General features: G+C 71.9%; 22 protein-coding genes. 14 read left to right on the top strand and 8 right to left on the bottom strand.

Annotated elements, in window-relative coordinates:
* Positions 1–50: 50 nt before the first annotated feature.
* The 5 genes from AB0B39_RS12520 to AB0B39_RS12500 form a co-directional block, all read right to left on the bottom strand.
* Positions 51–368, bottom strand: a complete 318-nt coding sequence (locus AB0B39_RS12520) for a hypothetical protein (RefSeq protein WP_234589836.1) — start codon at positions 366–368, stop codon at positions 51–53.
* Between the two features lie 47 nt (positions 369–415).
* A complete protein-coding gene (locus AB0B39_RS12515) occupies positions 416–847 on the bottom strand; it encodes a hypothetical protein (RefSeq protein WP_234589839.1) in 432 nt (143 codons plus the stop codon).
* Positions 848–1,032: 185 nt separating this feature from the next.
* Positions 1,033–1,734: a VOC family protein gene (locus tag AB0B39_RS12510; RefSeq protein ID WP_357493245.1), complete on the bottom strand. Its 702-nt coding sequence runs from the start codon at positions 1,732–1,734 to the stop codon at positions 1,033–1,035.
* Positions 1,735–1,910: 176 nt separating this feature from the next.
* Positions 1,911–2,099 (bottom strand): DUF397 domain-containing protein, encoded by a 189-nt coding sequence (locus AB0B39_RS12505; protein ID WP_357493243.1) that lies wholly within the window; start codon positions 2,097–2,099, stop codon positions 1,911–1,913.
* Positions 2,087–2,887: a helix-turn-helix transcriptional regulator gene (locus tag AB0B39_RS12500; RefSeq protein ID WP_357574321.1), complete on the bottom strand. Its 801-nt coding sequence runs from the start codon at positions 2,885–2,887 to the stop codon at positions 2,087–2,089. Before AB0B39_RS12500 ends, AB0B39_RS12505 begins: the two co-directional genes overlap by 13 nt.
* A 279-nt stretch (positions 2,888–3,166) precedes the next feature.
* Here AB0B39_RS12500 and AB0B39_RS12495 point away from each other — a divergent pair, with 279 nt between their 5' ends.
* The 6 genes from AB0B39_RS12495 to malQ all read left to right on the top strand — a co-directional run bounded on the left by AB0B39_RS12495 (position 3,167) and on the right by malQ (position 10,190).
* A complete protein-coding gene (locus AB0B39_RS12495) occupies positions 3,167–3,397 on the top strand; it encodes a flavin reductase (protein ID WP_357574320.1) in 231 nt (76 codons plus the stop codon).
* Positions 3,398–3,675: 278 nt separating this feature from the next.
* Positions 3,676–4,965 carry an ABC transporter substrate-binding protein gene (locus AB0B39_RS12490; protein ID WP_357574319.1) on the top strand — a complete coding sequence of 430 codons (1,290 nt, stop codon included), beginning with the start codon at positions 3,676–3,678 and terminating at the stop codon, positions 4,963–4,965.
* The gene (locus AB0B39_RS12485; RefSeq protein ID WP_357574318.1) at positions 4,962–5,942 is read left to right on the top strand and encodes a sugar ABC transporter permease; all 981 of its coding nucleotides are present in this window, start codon (positions 4,962–4,964) and stop codon (positions 5,940–5,942) included. The genes AB0B39_RS12490 and AB0B39_RS12485 overlap by 4 nt, the downstream gene beginning before the upstream one ends.
* Position 5,943: 1 nt before the next feature.
* Positions 5,944–6,780, top strand: coding sequence for a carbohydrate ABC transporter permease (locus AB0B39_RS12480; protein ID WP_357493230.1), 837 nt, complete (start codon positions 5,944–5,946; stop codon positions 6,778–6,780).
* Positions 6,781–6,790: 10 nt separating this feature from the next.
* Entirely contained in the window at positions 6,791–7,999 is a 1,209-nt protein-coding gene (gene ugpC / locus AB0B39_RS12475; RefSeq protein WP_234589859.1) for a sn-glycerol-3-phosphate ABC transporter ATP-binding protein UgpC, read from the top strand.
* Positions 8,000–8,165: 166 nt separating this feature from the next.
* Positions 8,166–10,190 carry a 4-alpha-glucanotransferase gene (gene malQ / locus AB0B39_RS12470; RefSeq protein ID WP_357574317.1) on the top strand — a complete coding sequence of 675 codons (2,025 nt, stop codon included), beginning with the start codon at positions 8,166–8,168 and terminating at the stop codon, positions 10,188–10,190.
* Here malQ and AB0B39_RS12465 read toward each other — a convergent pair.
* Positions 10,172–11,293, bottom strand: coding sequence for a winged helix DNA-binding domain-containing protein (locus tag AB0B39_RS12465; RefSeq protein WP_357574316.1), 1,122 nt, complete (start codon positions 11,291–11,293; stop codon positions 10,172–10,174). The genes malQ and AB0B39_RS12465 overlap by 19 nt on opposite strands.
* Before the next feature lie 135 nt (positions 11,294–11,428).
* Here AB0B39_RS12465 and AB0B39_RS12460 point away from each other — a divergent pair, with 135 nt between their 5' ends.
* From AB0B39_RS12460 to wrbA, 4 genes are all read left to right on the top strand, one after another.
* On the top strand, positions 11,429–11,821 hold the full coding sequence (locus tag AB0B39_RS12460; protein WP_234589865.1) for a hypothetical protein: 393 nt from the start codon (positions 11,429–11,431) through the stop codon (positions 11,819–11,821).
* Positions 11,822–11,901: 80 nt separating this feature from the next.
* On the top strand, positions 11,902–12,660 hold the full coding sequence (locus tag AB0B39_RS12455; RefSeq protein ID WP_357574315.1) for a HipA family kinase: 759 nt from the start codon (positions 11,902–11,904) through the stop codon (positions 12,658–12,660).
* Positions 12,657–13,025: a DUF3037 domain-containing protein gene (locus AB0B39_RS12450; RefSeq protein WP_357574314.1), complete on the top strand. Its 369-nt coding sequence runs from the start codon at positions 12,657–12,659 to the stop codon at positions 13,023–13,025. The genes AB0B39_RS12455 and AB0B39_RS12450 overlap by 4 nt, the downstream gene beginning before the upstream one ends.
* Positions 13,026–13,313: 288 nt before the next feature.
* Positions 13,314–13,931: an NAD(P)H:quinone oxidoreductase gene (wrbA, locus tag AB0B39_RS12445; protein WP_234589883.1), complete on the top strand. Its 618-nt coding sequence runs from the start codon at positions 13,314–13,316 to the stop codon at positions 13,929–13,931.
* A gap of 113 nt (positions 13,932–14,044) precedes the next feature.
* Here wrbA and AB0B39_RS12440 read toward each other — a convergent pair whose 3' ends face one another.
* Positions 14,045–15,976 (bottom strand): anthranilate synthase family protein, encoded by a 1,932-nt coding sequence (locus tag AB0B39_RS12440; protein ID WP_357574383.1) that lies wholly within the window; start codon positions 15,974–15,976, stop codon positions 14,045–14,047.
* 271 nt (positions 15,977–16,247) lie between these two features.
* Between AB0B39_RS12440 and AB0B39_RS12435 the strand changes: the two genes are divergently transcribed.
* From AB0B39_RS12435 to AB0B39_RS12425, 3 genes are all read left to right on the top strand, one after another.
* Positions 16,248–17,660: an FGGY family carbohydrate kinase gene (locus tag AB0B39_RS12435; protein WP_234589885.1), complete on the top strand. Its 1,413-nt coding sequence runs from the start codon at positions 16,248–16,250 to the stop codon at positions 17,658–17,660.
* 98 nt (positions 17,661–17,758) lie between these two features.
* Entirely contained in the window at positions 17,759–20,308 is a 2,550-nt protein-coding gene (locus AB0B39_RS12430; RefSeq protein WP_357493215.1) for a nitrate- and nitrite sensing domain-containing protein, read from the top strand.
* A 5-nt stretch (positions 20,309–20,313) separates the two neighbouring features.
* A complete protein-coding gene (locus AB0B39_RS12425) occupies positions 20,314–20,727 on the top strand; it encodes a roadblock/LC7 domain-containing protein (RefSeq protein ID WP_197281421.1) in 414 nt (137 codons plus the stop codon).
* 79 nt (positions 20,728–20,806) lie between these two features.
* Here AB0B39_RS12425 and AB0B39_RS12420 read toward each other — a convergent pair whose 3' ends face one another.
* Positions 20,807–22,150: a GH1 family beta-glucosidase gene (locus AB0B39_RS12420; protein WP_357493213.1), complete on the bottom strand. Its 1,344-nt coding sequence runs from the start codon at positions 22,148–22,150 to the stop codon at positions 20,807–20,809.
* Between the two features lie 843 nt (positions 22,151–22,993).
* On the opposite strand from AB0B39_RS12420, the gene AB0B39_RS12415 reads away from it, so the two are divergent.
* Positions 22,994–25,900, top strand: a complete 2,907-nt coding sequence (locus AB0B39_RS12415) for a glycoside hydrolase family 48 protein (RefSeq protein ID WP_357574313.1) — start codon at positions 22,994–22,996, stop codon at positions 25,898–25,900.
* The last annotated feature ends 129 nt before the right edge of the window (positions 25,901–26,029 follow it).

Genomic DNA, 26,029 nt, shown 5'->3' with positions numbered 1-26,029 from the left:
GTAGTTGCGGACCCGGTCCTGACCCGGCCACTCCGATCGGTGCCGGCCCGTCAGGCGCGGTGCCGGCCGTCGCCGCCGTGGTGGGCGTCCGGCTCGTCGGACCCGCCGCGCACGATCGAGATCGCCACCCGGCAGAACTCGTCCATGTCCGGGTTGAACCCGGCCGCGATGTCGGGATGCAACCCGGAGCGGGTCTCGTCCAACAGCCGCTGGCACACCTGCTCGACCGGCTCGCCGGCGTAGCCGGCGCGAACCCGGTCGGTGGCTGCCTGGAGAGCCGAGGTCAGCTGGTCCTCCAGCGGCCCGCGCAGCTTCTGCTGCACCGGATCGAGCCCGCGCGGGTCGAGCGTGACATGTGGCTCCGACATCGGTGCTCCCTTCGTCGGCGTCCGCGATACCCCACCGCGGCCGTCGGTCAAACGCCGGATGGTACGGCGGCGACCCGCACCTGGTACGAGAAGTCCTCCGCCGGCTCCTCGTGGTACGACAGGCGGCGGATCTGCCGGTCGTCGTCGTAGAGGGCGACGTCCACCAGGACGCCGAGGTGCGCCAGGCCGATGGTGGAGACCCGCTTCTTGTCCTGGAGCACCGCGCAGACGCCGCCGAGCAGGGTGCTGGCGTCGGATGTCCGGTGCCCGGGCGGGCAGCGCAGAACCAGGTCCACCTCGATCGGCCCGGGCAACGGCGTCCAGCCGGTGCGCTGGGCCGCGCCGAGGGCGGCCTGGAGCAGGGTGCGGACCCTCGTCGCCTGCCGATGCCCGGCGGCGAAGATGGACAACGCTTCGGTCTTGACCGGTGGCAGGCCGCTCACCTCGAACGTCAGGGCGAGAGCGCGGGTGTCCTGCACGACGGCACCTCCCTCATTGGGACGATCCTGCCGAACCGGTGCAGTGGCGGTGGGACGTTCCCGCGATAACCAACCGATCGGGCAGGCTGGGCCGGCCGGAGGCGTGTCGACGTCGGCGGCGAACGCGCTGGCTGCGGCGCTACGGAAACGCTAGTCGAAGCCGCCCGCGCTGGGTAGTCGGTCGTTCACCCGGTGGGGCGTGGCGAAAAGGCGCAGAACTCGTTGCCCTCGGGGTCGGCCAGCACCCACCAGCGCGCCTCGGTGATCGGCTCGCGCAACAGCGTCGCGCCCGCGTCGAGCAGAGCTGTCGGCTCCGGGCTGACCATCTCGACGTCCCAGTGCATCCGGTTCTTGACGGCCTTGGGCCCGGGCGCCGCGTTGAACACCCAGCGCTCCCATTCGAACCCGGCCGCGCCGACCACCGACGCGTTGCTCGATCCATGCTCGACCCTGCCGCCGAGCACACCGGCCCACCAGGTGGCCTGAGCGGCCGGGTCGACCGCGGCCACCACCAGCCCGACCGGACCCGGCCGGGCCCCGTCGCTGGCGGGAAGCACGCAGAACTGGTTGCCCTCCGGGTCGGCCAGCACCCGGCGGTCGGTGTCGCCGTCGGGCTCGCGCACCGACCGCGCGCCGGCCGCGAGCAGCGCCGCCGGGTCCGCGTCCGCCAGGCGCAGATCCAGGTGTACGCGGGTCGCGCCGGTCCGGGGCTCGGGCACCCGGTTCACCCAGATCGACTCGGCGTCCGAGCGTGCCGAGCGGGGATCGATCCGCGTGTCGCCGTCACCGGCGTCGGCCACGTCGGCGTCGAGCACCCGCGCCCAGAAGCCCGCCAGTGCGAGCGGGTCGGCGGCGTCCAGGCAGAGGTCCTTGAAGCGTGCGATCACGGTCCCAGCATGGCCGGTCCGGCGCGGTCGCGGGGGGCGGTGCGTGGCGTGTCGTACGCGGCGGTCCGCAAGATCCGCACAGTTTCGGTGATATTGCTGCCTCCGGCGGCCTTGAGGCAGCAATATCAGGGATGTTGTGCGGATCTTGCGGGGTGCTGGCCCGGGAGAGCGGGTGGTCAGCGCTGTGTGGCGTAACCGATGAATGCCTTCCAGGCATTCCGGGTGACGTGGAGGGTCCCGCCGTCGCGGTCCTTGGTGTCGCGCACCAGCACGACGTGCGGCAGGTTGTCGGCGACCTCGACGCAGGAACCGCCGTTGCCGCCGGACCTGGTCGACTTGCGCCACTGCGGGGTCAGGGTGTCCATGCCTTCGCCACTTCCTTGATCAGCTCGATTGACTGCCGGCGGGGGAGGGCCTCGTTGCGGACGATCTCCCACGTCTTCGCCAGCTTAGCGACGTCGGTCGACGCGTCGACGAACTGCGCGATGAGCTGGTTGTCGGCGTGCGCCACCCGCTCGCCGTCCGGCATCTCGGCGATGATGAACTGACCGGCCAACCCCAGGTACATGCCCGCGTCCACCGGGACGACGTGCACCTGGATGTGCTCCTGGGCCGCCAGCTCCACCAGGTGCTCGCACTGCTCGACCATGAGGCCCGGCTGGTCGAGCACCGGCCGGCGCAACACCGCTTCGTCCAGCACGGCGATGAGCTGCGGCGGGCGGGGGCGTCGCAGGATCGCCTGCCGCTCCAGCCGGGACGCGACGATCCGGTCGACGTCCTCGGCGTCGAACCGGCCGCCGGCCAGCGTGGCGCGGGCGTACCGCTCGGTCTGCAACAGGCCGGGCACGTACGCCAACTCGAACCAGCGCAGCGTGGTCGCCTCCCGCTCGAACTCGATCCATTCGCGCAGCCAGGCCGGTTCGGCGTCGAGCCGGCCCAACCGCTCCAGCATCCGCTGGAAGCGCTCGCCGGTCCGGTGGTGGTTGTCGACCGCCCGCATGTACTCCTTCGTGGGCGGTCGCCCGCCCGTCTCGACGGAGCTGACGTGCGAGCCCGAGTAGCCGATGGCTCGGCCGAAGTCGTCCTGGCTGAGCCCTGTCTCCGCCCGGAGTAGCCGCAGTTCCTCCAGCACGTAGTCGGTGACGGTCCCCATCAATTCCCCAATCTCTGCCCAACCCGGATCGGCGTGTCGGTCCCGACCGCTCGCCTGAGTCCATGAGCTGCGCGGATGGCGCGAGCGCCTATCGAAGGTAGTCGAGTCATCGCAGACTGTCACCAATGGCGGGTTCGCTGGTGGCCGCAACGGCGCTGGCGGGCTCTGCCCCCTGGGGTCGCTCCCGTTCCCCCCTTGCGGGAGCGGCCCCTTCCCCATGCGCGAGGAGGCCGATGTGCTGAGCCCGACAGACCACCACGACGAGACACGGTGGTGGTGATGGTGGTTCGCCCGCCCACCCCACATGTCGCCATGCGTCCGCTGTGGCGGTGCCGCAACTGCGGCCGGGAGTGGCCCTGCCAGCCGGCCAAGCTCACCCTGTTGACGGAGTACCGGACCGACCGGACGGGTCTGCTGATCTACCTCGGCGCCCTGATGAACGAGGCGACCCACCATCTCACCCAGCTCCACCCCGACCACCCACCGGCGCGGGCGCGAGCCCGGGGCTGACGCTTGCCGGTCGGGGCGCGCAAGATCCGCGCAGTTTCGGTGATATTGCTGCCTCCGGCGGCCTTGCGGCAGCAACGACAGGGATGTTGTGCGGATCTTGCGGGGTGCTCGTCTTGCCCGTTGCGGGCAGGTTTCGTGACTTCGCAGGCGGGGCAGTGTAGCCGCTGGGACCATCCGGGCCTGGGCATTTCCGCAGCTCATCGGCCCGCAATGGCCTCGCCGTGCACCGGGGCACGGATGCCCCTCCCCGGTTTCTCGCCGAAGAGAGGGGGAGGGCGATGACAGACCCCGAAACGGCTCGACACCGGCGTCGGCCGGCTGCCCGGCTCGGCGCCGCAGCCGCCGCGCTGGCGCTGGTCGCGCCGCTGGCCGCGTGCGGCGCCGACGACGGTGGCGGCGGTACGCCGACGATCAACCTGTACTACCCGCCGGAGCAGAACCTGCAGAAGGTGGTCGACGACTGCAACGCGCAGGCCCAGGGACGATACAAGATCGTTTACCGGGTGCTGCCCCGCCAGGCCGACGACCAGCGGGTGCAGATGGTGCGCCGGCTGGCCGCCGAGGACACCGGGATGGACGTGCTCGGCCTGGACGTCACCTGGACCCAGGAGTTCGCCAGCGCCGACTGGATCCGCGAGTGGACCGGCCAGGACAAGTCCGACGTCGAGCAGGGCACCCTCGCCGGGCCGCTGGACACCGCCCGCTACGAGGACAAGCTCTACGCCGCGCCGAAGAACACCAACGTCCAACTGCTCTGGTACCGCAAGGACCTGGTGCCGCAGCCGCCGACCACCTGGGACCAGATGATCACGGCCGCGAAGCAGCTCAAGGAGCAGGGCAAGCCGTACCAGGTGCTCACCATGGGCGCGCAGTACGAGGGCCTGGTCGTCCTCTACAACACCCTGGCCGAGAGCGCCGGCGGAAAGGTCCTCTCCGACGACGGTAAGAAGGCCGTCATGGACGACGGCACGGTCCGGGCGCTGGAGCAGTTGCAGCGGTTCGCCACGTCGGGCGTGACGTCGCCGTCGTTCAGCAACGCCACCGAGGACCCCGTCCGGCTGGAGTTCCAGTCCGGCTCGGGCGCGTTCCAGGTGAACTGGCCGTTCGTCTACCCGGCGTTGCAGGAGGCCAACCCGGAGCTGGCCAAGCAGGTTGGCTGGGCGCGGGTGCCCGGCATCGACGAGAACACGCCCAGCAAGGTCACCATCGGCGGCGTGAACCTGGCGGTCAGCTCCTACTCCCGGCACCCGGAGCAGTCGTTCGAGGCGGCCCGGTGTCTGCGCAGCCCCGAGCACCAGAAGTTCTCCGCCATCAACGACGGCGTGCCACCGACCATCGAGGCGGTCTTCGACGAGCCGGAGATGACCGAGGCGTACCCCATGAAGGACACCATCCTCGAAGAGCTGAAGGACCCGGCGACGCGTCCGCTGACCCCGGCCTACCAGAGCATCTCGACTGTCATGTCGGCGATCCTGTCGCCGCCGTCGGCGATCCGTCCGCAACAGACGGCCGATGAGCTGCGCGGCGCCATCGCCGACGCCCTGGAGTCCAAGGGGGTCCTGCCGTGAGTGTCAACGCCACGCCGGCCGGCGCGCAGGTGAGCGCCGAGGCAGAACGATCCACCACCGTGCCCACGCAGCGAGGCGGCCGTCGCAAGCCGCCGCTGAGTGAGAACAAGAAGGCCGAACGCCGGCTCGGTTGGCTGCTCTGCGCGCCCGCCGCGCTGGTGATGGTGGCGGTGACCGCGTACCCGATCATCTACTCGGTCTGGCTGTCGTTGCAGCGCTATGACCTGCGCTTTCCGGACCAGCGCGAGTTCATCGGGCTGGAGAACTACGCCACAGTGCTCACCAACGAGTTCTGGTGGACGGCGTTCGGGGTGACCGCGCTGATCACCGTGGTCACCGTGGCCGTCGAGCTGGTGCTCGGCATGGGGCTGGCGCTGATCATGCACCGCACGCTTGTCGGGCGCGGCCTCGTCCGCACGTCGGCGCTCATCCCGTACGGCATCGTCACGGTGGTCGCCGCGTTCTCCTGGCGGTACGCCTGGACGCCCGGCACCGGCTACCTGGCCGACCTGTTCAGCGACGGTGCGCCGCTCACCGAGCGGGCCAGCTCGCTGGCGATCATCATGCTGGCGGAGATCTGGAAGACCACGCCGTTCATGGCGCTGCTGCTGATGGCGGGGCTGGCGCTGGTGCCGGAGGACCTGCTCAAGGCCGCCTCCACCGACGGGGCGACCTCCTGGCAGAAGTTCACCAAGGTGATGCTGCCGGTGATGAAGCCGGCGATCCTGGTCGCGCTGCTGTTCCGCACCCTGGACGCGTTCCGGGTCTTCGACAACATCTTCGTGTTGACCGCCGGAGGCAACGAGACCTCGTCGGTGTCGATGCTCGCCTACAACAACCTGATCCGGGGTCTCAACCTCGGCATCGGCTCGACGATGTCGGTGCTCATCTTCATCACGGTGGCCATCATCGCCTTCGTATTCGTGAAGCTGTTCGGCACCGCTGCCCCCGGCAGCGACGACTCCGAGAGGCGCTGACATGGCTGTCGAAACCACCACCCGAGCCAAGGTGCGCTGGGGTCTGCTCGACCTCCTCGTGGTCGTCTTCGCGATGGTCCCGGTGCTGTGGATCGCCTCGCTGTCGTTCAAGACGCCGGCCACCCTCACCGACGGGAACTTCATCCCCCGGGAGTGGACGCTGGACAACTACCGGACGATCTTCGACACCGACCAGTTCGTCCGCGCGCTGATCAACTCGATCGGCATCGCCCTGATCGCCACGCTCATCGCGGTGGTGCTCGGCGCTATGGCCGCGTACGCGATCAGCCGGCTGGACTTTCCCGGCAAGGGGTTGCTGGTCGGGGTCTCCCTGCTGATCGCGATGTTCCCGCAGGTGTCCCTCGTGTCACCCCTGTTCGAGATCGAGCGTCAGCTCAAGATCTTCGACACCTGGCCGGGGCTGATCCTGCCGTACATCACCTTCGCGCTGCCGCTGGCGATCTACACGCTGTCGGCGTTCTTCAAGCAGATCCCCTGGGACCTGGAGAAGGCGGCGAAGATGGACGGCGCCACCCAGGCACAGGCGTTCCGGCGGGTGATCGCGCCGCTGGCCGCACCCGGCCTGTTCACCACGGCGATCCTGGTCTTCATCTTCTGCTGGAACGACTTCCTGTTCGCCATCTCGCTGACCTCCACCGAGCGGTCCCGCACGGTGCCGGCCGCGCTGTCGTTCTTCACCGGCGCGTCGCAGTTCGAGGACCCCACCGGGGCGATCTGCGCCGCCGCCGTGGTGATCACCGTACCGATCATCCTGTTCGTCCTCTTCTTCCAGCGCCGCATCGTGTCCGGCCTGACCTCCGGCGCAGTCAAGGGATAGGTGAGTAGTCATGGCTGACATCGTGCTCGACAAGGTGAGCAAGAGTTTCCCGGACGGGACCGTCGCCGTGCAGGACGTCGACCTGGAGATCGCCGACGGCGAGTTCGTGATCCTGGTCGGTCCCTCGGGCTGCGGCAAGTCCACCACCCTCAACATGATCGCCGGCCTGGAGGACATCAGCTCCGGCGAGCTGCGCATCGGCGGCCAGCGGGTCAACGACAAGGCACCCCGGGACCGGGACATCGCCATGGTGTTCCAGTCCTACGCGCTGTACCCGAACATGACCGTGCGGGAGAACATGGCGTTCCCGCTGCGGCTGGCGAAGCTCGACAAGGAGACGATCAACGCCAAGGTCGACGAGGCGGCCAAGGTGCTGGAGCTGGTGCCGCTGCTGGACCGCAAGCCGGCCAACCTCTCCGGCGGTCAGCGTCAGCGGGTCGCGATGGGCCGGGCGATCGTCCGCCAGCCCAAGGCGTTCCTCATGGACGAACCGCTGTCCAACCTGGACGCGAAGCTGCGCGTGCAGATGCGCACTGTGGTGTCCCGGTTGCAGAAGCAGCTCGGCACCACCACCGTCTACGTCACCCACGACCAGACCGAGGCGATGACCCTCGGCGACCGGGTGGTCATCATGCGCGGTGGCGCGATCCAGCAGGTCGGGCCTCCGCAGGAGCTGTACGACCACCCCCGCAACCTCTTCGTGGCCGGCTTCATCGGCTCCCCGTCGATGAACTTCCTGCACGCCGCCGTGCAGGACGGCAGCCTGCACACCGCGCTGGGCGAGGTGCCGCTCGGCGACCGCGTCCGCCGCGAGCTGGAGGCGGCCGACGCGCCCCGCGAGCTGATCCTCGGCGTACGCCCCGAGCACTTCGAGGACGCCGAGCTGGTCGACGAGGACACCCGCCGCCGGGGCCTGGAGTTCGAGGCGCCCGTGGAGATCGTCGAGTCGATGGGCTCGGACAAGTACGTCTACTTCACTGTCGAGGGGGAGCGGGCCAGCGCCGCCGAGTTGGAGGAGTTGGCCGCCGACGCGGGCGCGGGTGACTTCGCCGGCACCGGTGGCAACCTGGTCACCCGGTTGTCCGCCGAGTCGCCGGTCGCGGAGGGACAGTCCCGCCGGGTCTGGTTCAACCTGGAGAAGATCCACCTGTTCGACCCGACCAACGGCCGCAACCTCACCCTGCACGAGGGCAGGTCCGCCGGCGCCCTCGCCGACTGACGGCCCTCGCTCCCATCCCGCCGATCTTGCGGTTTCTGTTGTCGACTGTGTCGCGACAGTAAGCGCAAGATCGGCGGGGCGGGGGGCACGCCTTGTGCTGCACCGCGTGGGTGGGCGTGGCAAGGTGGTCGCAGGTCGCAGGTCGCATCGTGAGGCGGGGGGCGGGATGGACCGACGACTGACCGCGCTGGCCAAGGCGCACGGCGTGTCCACCTGGTACGAGGACTGGCGGCACCGCCGCGTCGAGGTCGCACCGGAGACCGTCGTGGGCGTGCTCGGCCTGCTCGGCGTGGACGCGACCAGCCCGGCCGCCGTTGCCGACGCCCTCGCCGCCGCCCGCGCGGTCGATCCGACCGCGTTGCCGCCGACCGTGGTGCTGACCCACGGCACGACGCGGGCGCTGCCCGGCCCGGGCGTGGTGACCCTGGAGGACGGCGGTCGCCGCGACGTCGACGGCGAGTTGCCGGGAGACCTGCCGCTGGGCTGGCACCGGTTGGGCTGTGCTGGCCGCGAGGTGACGCTCGTGGTGGTGCCCCGCCGGCTGCCCGTGCCGCCGCGCACCTGGGGTTGGATGCTCCAGCTGTACGCGCTCACCTCGGAACGCTCCTGGGGCATGGGCGACCTCGGCGACCTGGCCGAGTTCACCGGTTGGGCCGGTGCCACGGGCGCGGGGCTGGTGCTGCTCAACCCGCTGCACGCGGTGGGGCCAGCGCATCCGGTGGCCGCCTCGCCGTACTCGCCGGCCAGCCGGCGCTTCGTCAACCCGCTCTACCTGCGCGTGAGTGACACCGCCGCGTACGCTGCGGCAGACCCGGCGACCCGGGCGGTGGTGGACGCGCTGCGCCCCGACCGCGGCGACCTGATCGACTACGACGAGGTGTGGACCGCCAAGCGGCACGCCCTGGAGCTGCTGCACCCGTACGCCCGGCCGGTCGACCTGGCCGCGGACCCGGCGCTGGCCAGCTTCGCCACCTGGTGCGCGCTGGCGGAGCGGCACGGCAACGACTGGCGTGCCTGGCCGGCGGAGCTGCACCACCCGGACGCCCCGGCGGTCGCCGAGCAGCGTCGGCAGCTGGCCGACCGGGTGGCCTTCCACGCCTGGCTGCAACACCTGTGTGACGAGCAGCTCGACGCCGTCACCGCGGCGGCCCGCGCGGCCGGGATGCCGGTCGGCGTGGTGCACGACCTGGCCGTCGGCATCGACCCGGGCGGCGCGGACGGCTGGCAGCTCGCCGACGTCCTCGCCCAGGGGGTGCGGGTCGGCGCCCCACCTGACGACTTCAACCAGCTCGGCCAGGACTGGGGCCTCGCCGCCTGGCGGCCGGACCGGCTCGCCGAGACCGGGTACGCGGCGTACCGGGACATGCTGCGGCGGACCCTGCGGCACGCGGGCGGCCTGCGGGTCGACCACGTCGCGGGGCTGTGGCGGCTGTGGTGGGTGCCGCCGGGCGCCAGCGCCGCCGAGGGCACCTACGTCCGGTACGACGCCGAGGCGATGCTCGGCATCCTCGCGCTGGAGGCCCACCGGGCCGGCGCGGTGGTGGTCGGCGAGGATCTCGGCACGGTCCAACCCGCCGTGACCCGGGGGCTGCGGGGGCGCAACATGCTCGGTTCGACGGTGCTGTGGTTCGCCCGGGACGACGACGGCACCTTCGTCCCGCCGGCCCGGTGGCCGCGTAACGCGCTGGCCAGCATCTCCACCCACGACCTGCCCACCGCTGCGGGCTTCTTGACCGGCGAGCACGTCCGGGTCCGCGACGAGTTGAAGTTGCTCGGCACCGACGTGACGGTCGAGCGGGCCCGGGCGGCCGCCGACCGCGAGCGGCTGCTGGCGATGCTGCGCGACGAGGCGCTGCTTCCCGAGTCGGCCGACCCGGGGCCGGCGCCCGGCGGCCAGCCGGCCTCAACCGACGACGACGTGGTGGTGGCGATGCACGCCGCGCTCGCGGCCAGCCCCACCCGGCTGCTCGGCGTCTCCCTCTACGACGTGCTGGGCGAGGTGCGCCAGCCCAACATGCCGGGCACTGTCGACGAGTACCCGAACTGGCGCCTGCCGCTGCCGGCGACCGTGGCGCAGATCCGCGACGACCCGCGGGTGACGCGCGTCGTCGACCTGCTCACCGCAGCGCGTCCCCGATCGTCCGCCCCGCGCCGGTCCGAGCCGAGCAGCCCTCAGGCCGACCAGTCATAGCGGGCGGGCAGCCCGAGGTAGTCCGCGTACCGTCCCAGCGCCTGCTCCATTCGCGCTCGCTCGCCGGCGTCCAGCGCCGTCAGCGGCCGGATCGCCACCGTGACGGCGGCCCGGCCGAGCGTACGCTTCCAGACGCCCACCACCCGGCCGGCGCGGACCACCGTCGCCTGGAAGACGCCGTTGTTGCCGGGCACCACGGCCGGCTGGTGCGCGGGGTCGAGCATCAGCGTGCGGTCCCGGTAGCCGAGCAGGTACTCGTCGAAGCCGGGCAGCGCCAGCACGTCATCCTGCGGCGCGCGCGCACCGGCCGACGCCGTGTCGCACAGCGCCGCGTCCACGTGCATCGGCTCGCCGTCGACGACCACGGTGCTCAGCAGTTCGCCGGCGGCTGCCAAACCGCGCCGCGCGTCGGTCAGGGTGAGGCCGCTCCAGCCGGCGAACTCGCGGGCCGTGACCGGCCCGTGCCCCCGGACGTAGCGGTGGGCGAGCACGGCCAACGCCTCGTCCCGATCCAGGTGGCGCTGCTCCGGCGCCCACTCGTCGAGCAGGGCGAAGGTCTGGTCGGCGCCGACGTTCGGCGCCACGCAGGTCACCCCGCGCACGCTCGCGTACCAGAGCAGGTGGTAGCCACGTTGGCCGTCCGTCGACAGGCCCGCCGCCCCGAGGGCCGCCAGGCACTCCGCCCGCGTGAGCCGGCGTCCGCCGACCAGCGCCGCCCCGAGCACGTCCAACGCCCGGCCCGCGTCGGCCTCGGTGAGCCCGAGTTGCGTTCGGCGGGTCGCCGCGCCGGCCAGCGAGCGGACGCCGGTCAGCTCCAGCATCCAGCGGGTGTCGGCGGGGGGAACGAGGTGCACGGTGCCCCGCATCGGCCACGTGCGGAGAGCTTCACGGCGCTCCAGCGCCGCCTGCACGTCGGCTCTGGTCCACCCCGGCAACCGGACACCCAGCGACCACATCCCGCTCGCCACATCCTGCGCCTGCATCGCGCCGAACCACTCGACCACGTCGGCGACGGTGCCGGGCCGGATGCTCGGGTGCGGTCGCAGCAGCAGGCTCGTCATCCGCAGGCCGAGCGCCTCGGACGCGGTGCGGTCCCTGGTCATCGGACTCCCTTCCCCGGGGGTGGCTGCGTCAGGGTAGGGCACCCGACCGACAGTGGCCCGGCTGCATAACCGCCTGAGCAGCGGGAAGGCGGCGCACCGGAAGTACGCGAGCCGCGCGTACGAAGGGGGAGTCGCATGACTGCCGCAAGCGAGCCGGCGCGGGGCGCCGGCGTACCGGCCGGGTCTCGGAGCCACCGGGGGGATGCCAGCGCGAAGACCAGCGCGGCCGCCACCTTCGCGCTGGTCTTCGGCGTCGCCGGCCTGTTCAGCGTGTTGACCGCCATCCTCGCCTGGTTGGGGCTGGTGCTCGGCATCATCGGAATCATCCTCGGCATCGTCGGGCTCAAGATGGCGCAACGACCCGGGGTGACCGGCCGCGGGGTGTCGATCGGCGGGCTGGTGCTGAGCATCCTGGCGGTGCTGATCGGCCTCGGCCTCGCCGCGGGCATCACCACCTTCGTCAACAACGAGAACGCGGTGAACCGCCTCCAGACGCAGGTCGACAAGCTGCGCGACAAGCTCGACTGACGCGGGCCGCCCGGATGGCGGAGCACGTCCGACGACGACAGGGGGAGGGCCACGACCCGGGCCCCAGTAGGGTGGGCGACGTGCTCCGCCAGGTCAACGCCATCCGCTACGTCACGCCGCTGCGCGAGGGTGGCTCGCTGCCGGGCGTCGTGGAGGCCGACGACCTCGGCACGTACGTGGCGAAGTTCTCCGGCGCCGGGCAGGGCCCCAAGGCGCTCATCGCCGAGGTGATCTGCGGTGAGCTGGCCCGCCGGCTGGAATTGCGGGTGCCACCGCTGGTGGTCCTCGACATCGACCCGGTGATCGGGCGGGCGGAGCCCGACCAGGAGGTGCAGGAGCTGCTGCGCAACAGCGGCGGCGCCAACCTGGGGATGGACTTCCTCCCGGGAGCGCTCGGCTTCGACCCGGTCGCACACCCGGTCGACGCCGTGCTGGCGTCCCGGGTGCTCTGGTTCGACGCGTACGTGGAGAACGTCGACCGGAGCTGGCGCAACCCGAACCTGCTGGTCTGGCACCGGGAGCTGTGGCTCATCGACCACGGCGCCGCGCTGTACTTCCACCACAACTGGCCGCGCGCCGACGCCGCCGTGCACCGGGCCTACCGCTCGGACGACCACGTGCTGGAGCCGTACGCGTCGCGGCTGACCGAGGCCGATGCCGAGCTGGCCCCCCGGGTCACCCCGGAGCTGCTGCGGGAGGTGCTGGCGCTGGTGCCGGACCAGTGGCTGACCGCCGCCGACTTCGACTCGGCCGACGCGGCGCGCGAGGCGTACGTGGCGCACCTGTCGCGGCGGGTCGCCCGGCCGGCGGACTGGCTACCGGCGGGGAGCGTGGCGTGAGGCATCCGTTCGAGTACGCCCTCATCCGGCTGGTTCCCCGCATCGAGCGCGGCGAGCAGATCAACGTCGGGGTGCTGCTCTACTGCCAGGAGCGTGACTTCCTGGCCGCGCGGACGCACCTGGACGCCGATCGGGTCCGCGCGCTGGCGCCCGATGTCGATCTGCCGGCTGTGGCGGCGGTGCTCGACTCCCTGGACCGGACCTGCTCCGGTGACGGGCCGGCGACCCGGATGCGGCTCGGTGAGCGGTTCCACTGGCTGGCCGCGCCCCGCAGCACGATGATCCAGGCGGGCCCGGTGCACACCGGCCTCACCGCTGACCCGGCCGACGAGCTGGATCGGCTGATGGCGGCGCTGGTCCACTGAGCGCACGGGCCGCGAGGTCTCGGGACGTACCCCTGATCGCGCTGCGCCAGCGTCGTTGCCAGCGGAGCGCGATCCCCCGTTCAGGCGCCCGGTGCCTGGGGGGCGGCAGGATCGCGCCGGCACCGATGGCATCAGGATGGCCGTCCGCGCTCACGGCCGGGCCGGAACGACCGGGAACTTGCGGAAAACTTGAGCCCGGACGACCGGAAGGCGGTCACCGGCGTCGTTTGTCACCGCACCCGTCGGGTAGTCGCGGGAGCTGACCCGAGACGAGAAGGGGACAATCTGATGGCTGCCCAGACCAAGGTAGCGGTGATCTATTACAGCGCCACAGGCATCACCTACCAGATGGCGCAGGCCGCGTGCGAGGCCGCCGGGGAGGCCGGCGCCGACGTGCGTCTGCGCAAGGTGCGGGAGCTGGCGCCGGACGAGGCGATCCGCTCCAACTCCGGCTGGCAGGCGCACCACCTGGAGACCCAGGACGTGCCCGAGGCGATGATCGACGACCTGGCCTGGGCCGACGTGGTGATCCTCGGATCGCCCACCCGGTACGGCATGATCGCCGCCCAGCTGAAGCAGTTCATCGACACCACAGGTCCGCTGTGGGCGCAGGGCGCGTTGGCCAACAAGGTCTACGCGGGCTTCACCTCGACCGCGACCTCGCACGGCGGGCAGGAGACGACCCTCACCTCGCTCTTCAACGTCTTCTACCACTGGGGTGGTGTCGTGGTGCCCCCCGGCTACACCGACTCCAGCCAGTTCATCGCCGGCAACCCGTACGGCGCCTCGCACACCAGCAACAACGGGGAGATCGCCCCGGACGCGGTGGCGCTGGGCGCCTGCGCCCTCACCGCCCGCCGGGCGGTGCTGATCGGCACCGCGCTCAAGCAGGGCCTGGGCGGCTGACAGCTGGTGCGACCGGTGGCGCGGGCGGGGGCTCTCGGCCCGCCCGCACCACCTGTCGCACCAGCCCTACCCCACGACGGCGGTAGCTATGCCGAGCGGGCGCGGCCGGTCGGCTACGCCTGGTGGGCCGGGCCGGTGGGCGATGCCTGCCGGACCTGGCGGGACGCCGGCAGCAGATCGGCCAGCAACTCGGTCAGCACGGTCAGACCGTCCGGGCTGAGCACCGACTCCGGGTGGAACTGCACCCCGGCGAAACCCTGCCCGCGCAGGGCGTGCACGGACCCGTCGCGCGTGTCCCGGGCCAGCTCCACAGTCCCGTACGCGGTGTGCAGCAGGTCCACCTCGGCCCGGGCGGTGAACGAGGAGTAGAAGCCGACCCGGCGGGTCCTGCCGAACAGGGCGACCTCCCGTTGCAACCCCTGATAGGGCGCGTCCCGGCGGTGCAGGGGCAGCCCCAGCAGCCCGGCCAGCACCTGGTGCCCCAGGCAGACCGCGAGGGTGGGCTGGCCGGTCGCCAGCAGCCCGTCCAGCAGCTCCCGCAACGCGGTCATCTTCGGGTCGTCCGCGCTGCCCGGGTCACCCGGCCCGGGCCCGGCCACCACCAGGTCGTACTCGTCGACCGGGCCACCGGCGTGCCACGGCCGCAGCGTGACCGCGAGACCCAACGCGCCCAGCTGGTGCGCCAGCATGCCGGTGAAGGTGTCCTCGGCGTCCACGATCAGTGCCCGCCGACCGGCCAACCCGGGCAGCCCCGGCGCGTCCGGCGCCCGCTGGTCCAACCAGAACCGGGCCAGCGGCGTGTTCCGCGCGGCGAGCGCGTCGCGTACCGCCGGGTCGTCGGCCAGCCGCACGACCGGCCCGCGGTCGCCGGCGGGCGCCGCCGGGCCCAGACCGAGTGCGGCCAGCACCCCGGCGGCCTTGGCGTGCGTCTCGGCCACCTCGCCGGCCGCCGTGGAGTGCCGGACCAGGGTGGCGCCGACCGGCACCCGCAGCTGGCCGGCGGGGGAGATCTCGGCGGTACGGATCAGGATCGGCGCGTCCAGCGTCTGCCGGCCGGCGTCGTCGTGCCCGAGCAGGGCCAGCACACCCGCGTAGTAGCCCCGGCCCCGGCGCTCGTGCCGGGCGATCACCCGGCAGGCGTTCTCCATCGGGCTGCCCGTCACGGTGGGCGCGAACATCGTCTCCCGCAGGACCTCCCGCACGTCGCGGGTGCCCCGCCCGGCGAGCAGGTACTCGGTGTGCGCCAGGTGGGACATCTCCTTGAGGTACGGGCCGATGACCTGGCCGCCGTGCTCGGCGACGGTCGCCATCATCTTCAGCTCCTCGTCGAGCACCATGTAGAGCTCCTCGACCTCCTTGGGGTCGGCGAGGAACCGCAGCAGCGCCTCGCGGTCCGGGGTGTCGCCGCTGGGCCGGAAGGTGCCGCTGATCGGGTTCATCATCACGAGCCCGTCGTCGACGCTGACGTGTCGTTCGGGGCTGGCGCCGACCAGGGTCCGCGTGTCGGTGTGCACCACGAACGTCCAGTAGGCGCCGCGCTCGGCGACCAGCAGCCGGCGCAGCGCGGCCAGCGCCGCCACCAGCGGGGCGCCCTGCACTGTGGCGTGCAGGGTGCGGTGGATGACGAAGTTCGCGCCCTCGCCGCGGCCGATCTCCTCGGTGAGCACCCGCTGCACGATCCCCGCGTACTCCTCGTCGCTGACGTCGAACGCGGCGTCGCGGGTGCGGACCGGCTGGTCGGGCAGCGCGGCCAGGGCCTCGGCCAGGGGGATCCGCAGGTGCTCGCGGACCTGGAGGCACTCCAGCGGGGCGTCGTCGTCGACGCAGGCGAAGCCGCGTTCGGCGATCTGCCGGAACGGCACCAGGGCCAGCGTCCGCGCCCCGGGCGTACCCGGCGACAGCGGGATGTCCGCCAGCCGGTCGACGGTGGCGACGACGCCGGTGAACAGTTCCAGCTCGTCGGCGCCCTCGCGGCGCAGCAGCGCGAACGGGCCGGGGTCGTCGCCACGGGAGATGGCGGCGAGCAGGTCGGTCAGGTGGGTCAGGCTGGTCATCGTGGTCTCCGTGGGCCGGGCGCCGCCAGCGGTGGCGGCCATCCGGGCCGGGAGATCCGGCGGCCGCCTCGATGGCGGCCGCGTGGATGGAGCTACGCGCGGGGGGTGGCCGCCGGGTCGGCGGGCCACCAGGAGGTTGGGTGCGCGAGCATGCGGTCCACCTTACGCGGCCGCGGCCCGGCCCGGGACCCCTTCGGACGTACGGGTGTGCCCGACCGGACCTTCGTTCCCGCGCGGCCGGCACCGGGTAACTTGACCGGCGATGAACATTCTCGCGCTCGACCTGGGCACCTCCTCCGTACGCGGGCTGGTGCTGGACGGGGGAACCCAGCCGCTGCCCGGCGCCCTGGCCCGGCGGAAGGTCAACCTCGCCATCGGTGACGACGGCACCGGCACGCTCTCCGGCCCCGACTACCTCGCCTGTCTCATCGAGTGTCTGGACGAGCTGGCCGAGGCGGGGCACCTGCACGACGTCGGTCTGGTGGCGACCTCCGCGCAGTGGCACTCGGTGCTTCCGCTGGACCGCGACGGCACTCCGCTGGGCCCGGTCGTCACCTGGTTGGACACCCGGCCCGCGCCGGTCGGCGACACGTCCGGCCCGGCCGACCCGGACGGCTTCCACCAGCGCACCGGCTGCTGGTGGCACCGCTCCTACTGGTCCATGCGCCTGCCCTGGCTGCGGGAACAGTCGGGCTCGCCGATCGCACGGTTCGTCGGCCTGCCGGAGTACGTGCTGGGCGAGCTGCTGCAGGCGGCGCCCATGTCGGTCTCCCAGGCCTCCGGCACCGGCCTGCTGGACCTGAGCAGCCTGCGCTGGGACGAGGAGGCGTTGACGCTCGCCGGCGCGCGACCGCGCGACCTGCCGCCCCTGGGTGAGCTGGACTGGCACGGCCGACTCCGGCCCGACCGCGCCCGCCGCTGGCCGCAGCTGGCCGAGGCCCGGTGGACGCCGCCGGTGGGTGACGGCGGCGCGTCGAACGTCGGCTCGGGCTGCGCCGACCCGAGCCGGGCCGCGGTCACGGTGGGCACCTCCGCGGCCGTACGCCTGATGCAGCGGATCCCGGCCGGTGAGCCGCTGCCGCGGCTGCCCGAACGACTCTGGCGCTACCGGGTCGACCACGACCACGTGGTGACCGGGGCGGCGTACTCCAGCGGTGGCAACCTGTTCGCCTGGGCGAACAGGGAGCTGCGACTGCCCTCCGGGGACGAGTTGGACGCGGCGCTGGCGTTGGTGCCGGCGGGCGGCGGCCGGCCGGCCGATCCCCGTTTCGGGGGCGACCGGCCGCCCGGGTTGGCGCCGGCGGGCTCGGGCGAGCTGCGCGGCCTGAGCTTCAGCACCACTGCGGTGGACATCCTGGCCGGGTTGATGCAGGGGCTGTGCGAGCTGGTCGCCGACGATCTCGCGGTGTTGGAGTCCACGGTCGACAAACCGGTCGGGGTGGTGCTGGGCGGCGGCGCGGTGGCCGCCTCGGTGTGGTGGCGGCAGGCGTTCGCCGCCGCCCTCGCGCCGCGACCGGTGTCGCACCAACGGAACCCGGAGATCGGTGCCACCGGCGCCGCGTTGGTCGCGCTGGGCCGCTTTGGCGCGGCGGCCGAGCTCGCCGACATCGGCCGGACGGATGAGCTGGTCTTACCGACCACGACAGGACGGTCCCACCCGCAGTATCCTTCCTGAACTTTCGCCCTGCCCGGGCCGTTGACAGCGCTACCGAGCCTGGTTGGATGGACTGCGCTCCCCGGGTCGCGGTGGACGCGGCAGGAGGAGGAGGCAGGGTGGCGGCAGGTCCCGACCCGGCGACCGGCGGGGTGTCGAACCACCGCCGGCGACGCTTCGACGTCCGCGTCGTCCCGCATCGACGCCGCTCGCCGTTCCGGCTGCGGGACTGGCGGATGAGCACCAAGCTCGCCACCGTGCTGGTGGTGCCGTCGTTGGCGTTCCTGGTGCTCGCGGGGGTGCAGACCAGCACCCTGGTCGGCCGGACGACAGCGCTCAACGACTTCTCCCGGCAGGTCGCCATCGGCCGGGAGATCACCGCCGTGGTGCACCAGCTCCAACAGGAGCGGGACCGCTCGGCGGGTGAGCTGGGCGAGCTGCGCCGCGGTGGCGACCGGCAGGCTGCCGCGACCGCGCTGCGGCCGTTGCAGGCGTCCTCCGACCGGGCGATGGCCGACCTGAGTCGGGCGGCCAGGCCGCTGGCCGACGCCGACGCGTCCTGGCGGGTGGCCTTCTCCGAGGCGCAGGAGGCGTACGACCAGGTGATCGACATCCGTCCGGCGATCCCGCCGGCGGTGCTCAGCAACGACACCATCCTGAGCAACTACCACCGGGCCGTGGGCGCGCTGCTGGATCTGCTCGCCGAGCCGACGCCGGGTCAGGACCGGGCGGCGCTGAGCGACGCGGTGCTGCGCTACGTGCAGCTGGCCCGGGTCAAGGAGCTCTCCTCGCGCGTCCGCGCCCAGCTCTACGCCGCCGCCCGCGCCGGCCGCTATGGCACGGAGGACCGGGTGGCCCTCACCGACCTGCGGGCCCAGCAGTTGACCGCCCTCGGCGCGTTCCGGGTGGCCGCCACCACGGACCAGATCCGCCGGTACGACGAAACCTCGGTGAACCCGCTGTTCCTGGTCGCCACCCAGCTGGAGGAGCGCAGCCTGCCGGCCGGGAACGCCGCGTCCGAGGTGCTGCCGTCCGAGCAGTGGTGGTCGGCCAGCCAACAGCGTCAGGAGCTGCTGCGCCAGGTCGAGGCGGGGGTGCTGGACGACGCGGTGCGCCAGGCCGACGACGCCAGCAGTGGCCAGTTGCGGGCCACCCTGCTGGTGGTCGGCGGTGTCGTCGCCGTCCTGCTGGTCGCTCTGCTGATCTCGTTGCTGGTGGGGCGGTCGGTCGCCCGGTCGATGCGGCTGCTGCGCAGCCAGGCGCTGCGGATCGCGCAGGTCGAGCTGCCGGACGCGCTGGATCGGCTGCGGACCGTCACCGGCGGGGTGCCGAGCATCGAGGTAGCGCCGGCGGTGGTCCGTTCACTCGACGAGATCGGTGAGCTGGCGGAGGCGTTCGTCGCGGTGCACCGCAGCGCGGTGACCGTCGCCGTCGAGCAGGCGTCGATGCGGCGCAACGTCAACGCGATGTTCGTCAACCTTGCCCGCCGCAGCCAGGTGCTGGTGGAGCGCCAACTGGAGCTGCTCGACGACCTCGAGCGCGAGGAGAGCGACCCGGACCAGCTCGACAACCTGTTCAAGCTCGACCACCTGGCCGCCCGGATGCGCCGTAACGACGAGAGTCTGCTCGTGCTCGCCGGTACGGATTCCACCCGGCGGTGGAACCGTCCGGTGGGTCTCGGCACCGTGCTGCTGGCCGCCGCCGCCGAGATCGAGCAGTACCAGCGGGTCCGGCTGGATTCGGTGGGCGAGGTCAACGTGGTGGGGCACGCGGTCGGCGAACTGGTGCACATGCTGGCCGAGCTGTTGGAGAACGCGACCGCGTTCTCCCGTCCGGACACTGTCGTGCTGGTGACCGCCCGGGTCCAGGCTTCGGGAGCGTTGATCGAGATCGTGGACGACGGCCTGGGCATGAGCCCGGCCGCGCTGGCCGAGGCGAACGCGGTGCTTGCCACTCCGCCGGCCGCGGACGTCGCGGCTGTCGAGCGGATGGGCCTGTTCGTGGTCAGCCACCTGGCGAGCCGCCTCGGCGTGCGGGTGCAGCTCGACGCGGGCCAGAGCGGCCTGGTCGCGCGGCTGGTGCTGCCGGGCGCCCTGCTGGCTCCGGCCGGTTCGGTGGAGCTGGATCCGCCGGCGCCGGCGCGGATGCTCGCGGCGAGTGCGGCGCGGGGCGCCGCCGCGCAGCGGCTGCCGGGAGCGGCCCGGTCGGCGGGTGCCCGTGGCCCGGCCGCCGCTCCGCTGGACCTGCCGGTGGCCGGTCGCCCACCGGCCGCCACCGTGCCGCGCCAGAGTCGCCCCGTGCCGGTCCGCGCCGAGGACGTGCTGGCGCCGGCCGCCGTCGGCGGCGGCGCTGACGGCGGCGGCTGGTGGTCCCGGCAGGGACCGACCGGGGCGGCGGCCCCCGGCCCGGCCGCGCCGCCCGCCACCCCGGTCACGGCCGGCACGAACGAGCGGGGCCTGCCGATCCGCGTGCCGATGGCGCAACTCTCCGCGGTCACCCGCCCGGCCCAGCCGGAGTCGGCGCCGGCGCGCGCCGAACTGGACCCGGAGGCGGTCGGTGGCATGCTTTCCCGGCTCTACAGCGGGGTACGGCGTGCCGAGGCCGAGGACACCACCGAGATACCGGTGCCACCCTCGTGGGGGCACGACGAAGGAGGACGACGACAGTGACGACGTTGAGCCAGGAGGCACGTGACCTGAGCTGGCTGGTGAGCGCGTTCGCGGAGCGGGTGCCGGGTGTGGCGCACGCGGTGGTGGTCTCCTCCGACGGGCTGCTGGTGGCCATCTCCGACCATCTGCCCCGCGACCACGCCGACAAGCTCGCCGCGGTGACGTCCGGGCTGATGAGCATCACGGCGGGCGCGGCGCAGATGTTCGACGGCGACATCGTCAAGCAAACGGTGGTCGAGATGGGCCGGGGCTACTTCCTCGTGATGCAGGTCCGCGACGGGTCGATCCTGGCCACGCTCGCGGCCGGCGATGCGGACATCGGCGTGGTGGGCTACGAGATGGCCCGGTTGGCGAAGCAGGCGGGGGAGATGCTCACCCCTGCCCTGCGGGCGGAGTTGCAGCAGGCGCTGCCCCGCTGAACGTTCCCGACCGGAACCCGGACGGTCACCGGCTCACCCGGAGCCGAGCCGTCCGGGCCCGGCCGTCCGGGCGGCCCGCTCAGAAACCGCCCTCGGCGATGACGGAGCGGTACCAGTGGGCGCTGCGCTTGAGCACCCGACGCTGGGTGGTGTAGTCCACGTAGACCAGGCCCCAGCGTTGGTCGTACCCTTCGTCCCACTCGAAGTTGTCGAGCATCGACCACACGTGGAAGCTCTCCAGCGGCACTCCGGCGCTGATGGCGCGGTGCGCGGCGGCCAGGTGGTCGCGCAGGAAGGTGATCCGGCCGCTGTCGTCGACTGTGTCGTCGGCGGCCAGGGTGTCGGGGGTGGGCAGGCCGTTCTCGGTGACGGTGAGCGGGATCGGGCCGTAGTCACGGGTGACCCGGGTCAGGATGTCGTACATGCCGTCGGGGTAGATCTGCTGCCAACCGGCCTCGGAGGTCGGCCACCGGTGTTCGGTGCTGCCGTCGGCGGTGACGTAGATGGGCGTGTAGTACTGCACGGCCAGCAGGTCGACCGGGGCCGAGATCACCGCCAGGTCGCCGTCGCGGATGCCGCGCACCATCCGGCTCTGCGGGCCCAGGTCGGCCAGCACATCCTGCGGGTAGCTGCCCTTGAGCAGCGAGTCGAGGTAGAGGCGGTTCTCGTAGCCGTCGTACAGCTGGGCGGCGGCGGCGGCCTCGGGGGAGTCGTCGGTGGGGTAGCAGGGGTGCAGGTTGAGCGCGGGGCCGATCCGGCCGGTGCCGTCGGCGGCGCGCAGCGCCCGGACCGCGAGACCGTGGGCCAGTTGCAGGTGATGGGCGACGAGGTAGGCGGCGTCCGGGTCCTGCCGGCCGGGCGCGTGGTGGCCCATGAGATAGCCGTTCTGCACGACGGTCTTGGGCTCGTTGATGGTGAGCCAGACGGGCACCCGGTCACCGAGGGCGGTGAAGACCGCGTCGGCGTAGTCGGCGAAGCGGTAGGCGGTGTCGCGGGACTCCCAGCCGTCGGCGTCCTGCAACGCCTGCGGCAGGTCCCAGTGGAACAGGGTGGCCATCGGGGCGATGCCGCGCTCGTGCAGGCCGTCCAGGAGACGGCGGTAGAAGTCGAGCCCGCGCTGGTTGGGCGCTCCGGTGCCGTCGGGCTGGACGCGGGGCCAGGAGATGGAGAAGCGGTAGCTGCGCAGACCCAGGTCGCGCATCAGGTCGAGGTCTTCGGCGTACCGGTGGTAGTGGTCGGCGGCCACGTCGCCGGTGTCGCCGTTGCGGGTGCGCCCGGGGACACGGCTGAAGGTGTCCCAGACCGACTCGCCGCGGCCGTCCTCCTTGGTGGCGCCCTCGATCTGGTAAGCGGAGGTGGCCGCGCCCCAGCCGAAGTCGCGGGGAAAGCGCAGCGGGCCGGCGGGCCCGGTAGGTATCGACATGGATTCTCCTCGTGGATACGGGGCCGCCGCCGAGATTCGGGAGCGCTCCCAGGATAGGCCAGGAGCGGCCGGCCCGGTGAGCCGGCCGTCAGGGCGGCCGGCGTGACGGGTCGAGGCGGGTGAGGGCCCCGGACAGCGAACGAGGCCGACCGGGCGGCGCTTCGCGCCTGTCCCGTCGGCCTCTTTTCCCATTGTGTACGGGGGTTTAGTGTGGGGACGGGGGAGGGCAACCCCCGTCCCCACCGTAACTGCACACACACGGGCGGAATTTGGGTCCTGCCGTGCGTGTCGCGCGGGAGCCGGGCCACGCGAGTGGCTCTGGTTCCACCTCCCTCCCTGTGGCGGGATGATGGCTGACGGCGGCGTCCGGGCTGGCCCGCCGTCGGCCTTCGGGTTGGTTCCCCGGGCCCGCCACGAGGACGGTCCCGGTGATCTTCCAGTTGGAACCTTTGTCGATGGAAGCGCTCCCATCGACCGATGTTGCGACTGTAACGCCCGTCACGCCTTTGTGAAAGACCCAAAACGAGATCGAAACAACTGGGTGATCCCGCCCCCTGTGCGCTTGTTGTGGGAGCGCTTCCATGGCACACTGTCGATTCAACGCGACAGGAGCCAGATCGCGTGGGCGTGGGTCCGCCGAGGGCAGCCGGCAGCACGACTTCCGGTCACGGCACCCGATCGCAGCCGGCGGGACCCCCTCCCGCGCGGGCCGCACCGCCGTACCCCGGCCGGGCCCGGGGCGACCACCTTCCCGGCGCCTCGAATCCCCCGCGTACCACCACACCCGCGGGCAGGCGCCTCGCCGGGGACCACCCCGGCCTGGTCCGAGGAGACACCGCGCACATGAGACAACTGGCACGACGCCGCCGAGTGGCGATTCTCGCCGCCGCCGCGCTCGCCATCGGCGGGGTGACGCTGCCCGCCGGCGCCGCGCAGGCAGCACCCGCCTGCGACGTGGTCTACGCGACCAACGACTGGAACACCGGCTTCACCGCGAACGTGACCATCAAGAACCTGGGCGACGCGGTCAGCAACTGGACCCTCAAGTGGACCTTCCCGAACAGCAGCCAACGAGTCACCCAGGGCTGGTCGGCCAGGTTCAGCCAGTCCGGCAGTGAGGTCACCGCGACCAACGAGTCGTACAACGGCAACCTCGGCACCGGTGCTTCCACCACCATCGGCTTCAACGGCTCCTACTCGGGCAGCAACCCGAAGCCCACCTCGTTCACCCTGAACGGCACCTCCTGCAACGGCACCCCGGCCAACCAGCCGCCGACCGTCTCCCTCGCCCTGCCGAGCGGGCCGTTCACCGCCCCGGCCGACGTGCCGCTGACCGCCACGGCCAGCGATCCGGACGGGACGATCAGCAAGGTCGAGTTCTACCGCAACGGCCTGCTGATCAACACCGACACCACCGCGCCGTACGCGTACACGCAGGAGGACCTGCCGGCCGGCAACTACACGGTGCAGGCCAAGGCGTACGACAACGCCAACGGCATCGGGGTCGCCGAGAAGGCGTTCACCGTCGGCGCCGCCAGCGGCCCGACGCTGATCGCCACGCCGTCCGCGGTCAGCGTCAACGAGGGTGGCACGACCACCTTCAACCTCAAGCTCAGCGCCGCGCCGACGACCAGCGTGCCGGTCACCCTCACCCCCAGCGGGGACACCGACATCACGGTCTCGCCGACCAGCGCCACGCTGACGCCGACCAACTGGAACACCGGGGTCACCGTCACGGTCGCCGCGGCGGAGGACACCGACACCGTCGGCGGCGCCGCCACCATCACCGCGTCCGCCACCGGTATCGCGCCCCTGGCGGTCACCGCCACGGAGATCGACAACGACACCCCCGGCGGCGACAACGCCTACATCAAGAAGTTCCTCGACCAGTACGGCAAGATCAAGAACTCGGGCTACTTCAGCCCCGAGGGCGTGCCGTACCACTCGGTCGAGACGTTGATCGTCGAGGCGCCCGACCACGGCCACGAGACCACGTCGGAGGCGTTCAGCTTCTGGATCTGGCTCGAGGCCCAGTACGGCCGCGTCACCCAGAACTGGGCGCCGTTCAACAACGCCTGGACGGTGATGGAGAAGTACATCATCCCGTCGCACGCCGACCAGCCCACCGCGGGCTCCGCCGGCACCCCGCAGTACGCCGCCGAGTACAACCTGCCCAGCCAGTACCCCTCGGCGTTGCAGCCCAACATCTCCGTCGGGCAGGACCCGCTCCGCTCGGAGCTCCAGTCCACCTACGGCACCGGCGACATCTACGGCATGCACTGGCTGATGGACGTCGACAACACCTACGGCTTCGGCCACTGTGGTGACGGCACCACCAAGCCGGCGTACATCAACACGTTCCAGCGGGGCACGCAGGAGTCGGTGTGGGAGACCGTCCCGCAGCCGTCCTGCGACACCTTCAAGCACGGCGGTCAGTACGGCTACCTCGACCTGTTCGTCAAGGACACCGGCGCTCCCGCCAAGCAGTGGAAGTACACCAACGCCCCGGACGCCGACGCCCGTGCCGTGCAGGCCGCGTACTGGGCGCTGACCTGGGCCAAGGCGCAGGGCAAGCAGGCCGACGTCGCCGCCACCGTGGCCAAGGCCGCCAAGATGGGCGACTACCTGCGGTACGCGATGTTCGACAAGTACTTCAAGAAGATCGGCAACTGCGTCGGGGCCAGCACCTGCCCCGCCGGCAGCGGCAAGGACTCGGCGCACTACCTGCTGTCCTGGTACTACGCCTGGGGCGGCGCGTACGACACCAGCCAGAACTGGTCCTGGCGGATCGGTTCCAGCCACAACCACTTCGGCTACCAGAACCCGTTCGCGGCCTGGGCGCTGACCAACACCCCGGAGCTCAAGCCGCAGTCGTCGACAGCTGTCGCCGACTGGACCAAGAGCTTCGACCGGCAGCTGGAGTTCTACACCTGGCTGCAGTCGTCCGAGGGCGGCATCGCCGGCGGCGCGACCAACAGCTGGGACGGCAGCTACGCCCAGCCGCCGTCGGGCACCAGCACCTTCTACGGCATGTTCTACGACGTCGACCCGGTCTACAACGACCCGCCGTCGAACCAGTGGTTCGGCATGCAGGCGTGGTCGATGCAGCGGATCGCCGAGCTGTATTTGCAGACCGGCAACGCGAAGGCCAAGGCGCTGCTGGACAAGTGGGTGCCGTGGGCGATCGCCAACACGACCGTCGGCACCAACTGGTCGATCCCGTCGGACATGAAGTGGACCGGTCAGCCGACCACCTGGAACCCGTCCAGCCCGCAGCCCAACACCAACCTGCACGTCGAGGTGATCAGCAAGGGCCAGGACGTCGGCGTCGCCGCCTCCTACGCCCGGACCCTGATCGCGTACGCGGCCAAGTCGGGCAACGCGGCGGCGAAGACCACCGCCAAGGGCCTGCTGGACGCGCTCGACGCCGCCAGTGACGCGAAGGGCGTCTCCACCACCGAGACGCGGGGCGACTACAAGCGCTTCGACGACGTCTACGACGCGTCCACCGGGCAGGGCCTCTACGTCCCGCCGGGCTGGACCGGGAAGATGCCGAACGGTGACGCCATCGCCGCCGGCAAGAGCTTCCTCGACATCCGGTCCTTCTACAAGAACGACCCGGACTGGCCCAAGGTGCAGGCGTACCTGAACGGTGGTGCGGAGCCCAGCTTCAACTACCACCGCTTCTGGGCGCAGGCCGACGTGGCCATGGCGTACGCCGACTACGGGACCCTGTTCCCGAACGGCTGACAACGACCCGGGGTGGGTGGAGTGCCCCGCCCACCCCGGGGTTCGGCCGGGTCCGGGGGAACGACGGGACCCGGCCGGCGGACGGCCTGACACCCACGGTCAGGCCGGGGTGGGCCGGTCATCTGGCCA

Origin of the sequence: Micromonospora sp. NPDC049114, assembly GCF_040648635.1 — a bacterium.
GTDB lineage: Bacteria > Actinomycetota > Actinomycetes > Mycobacteriales > Micromonosporaceae > Micromonospora.
Note: the sequence above shows the minus strand (reverse complement) of the source record. Positions and strands in the feature narration are given on the sequence as shown.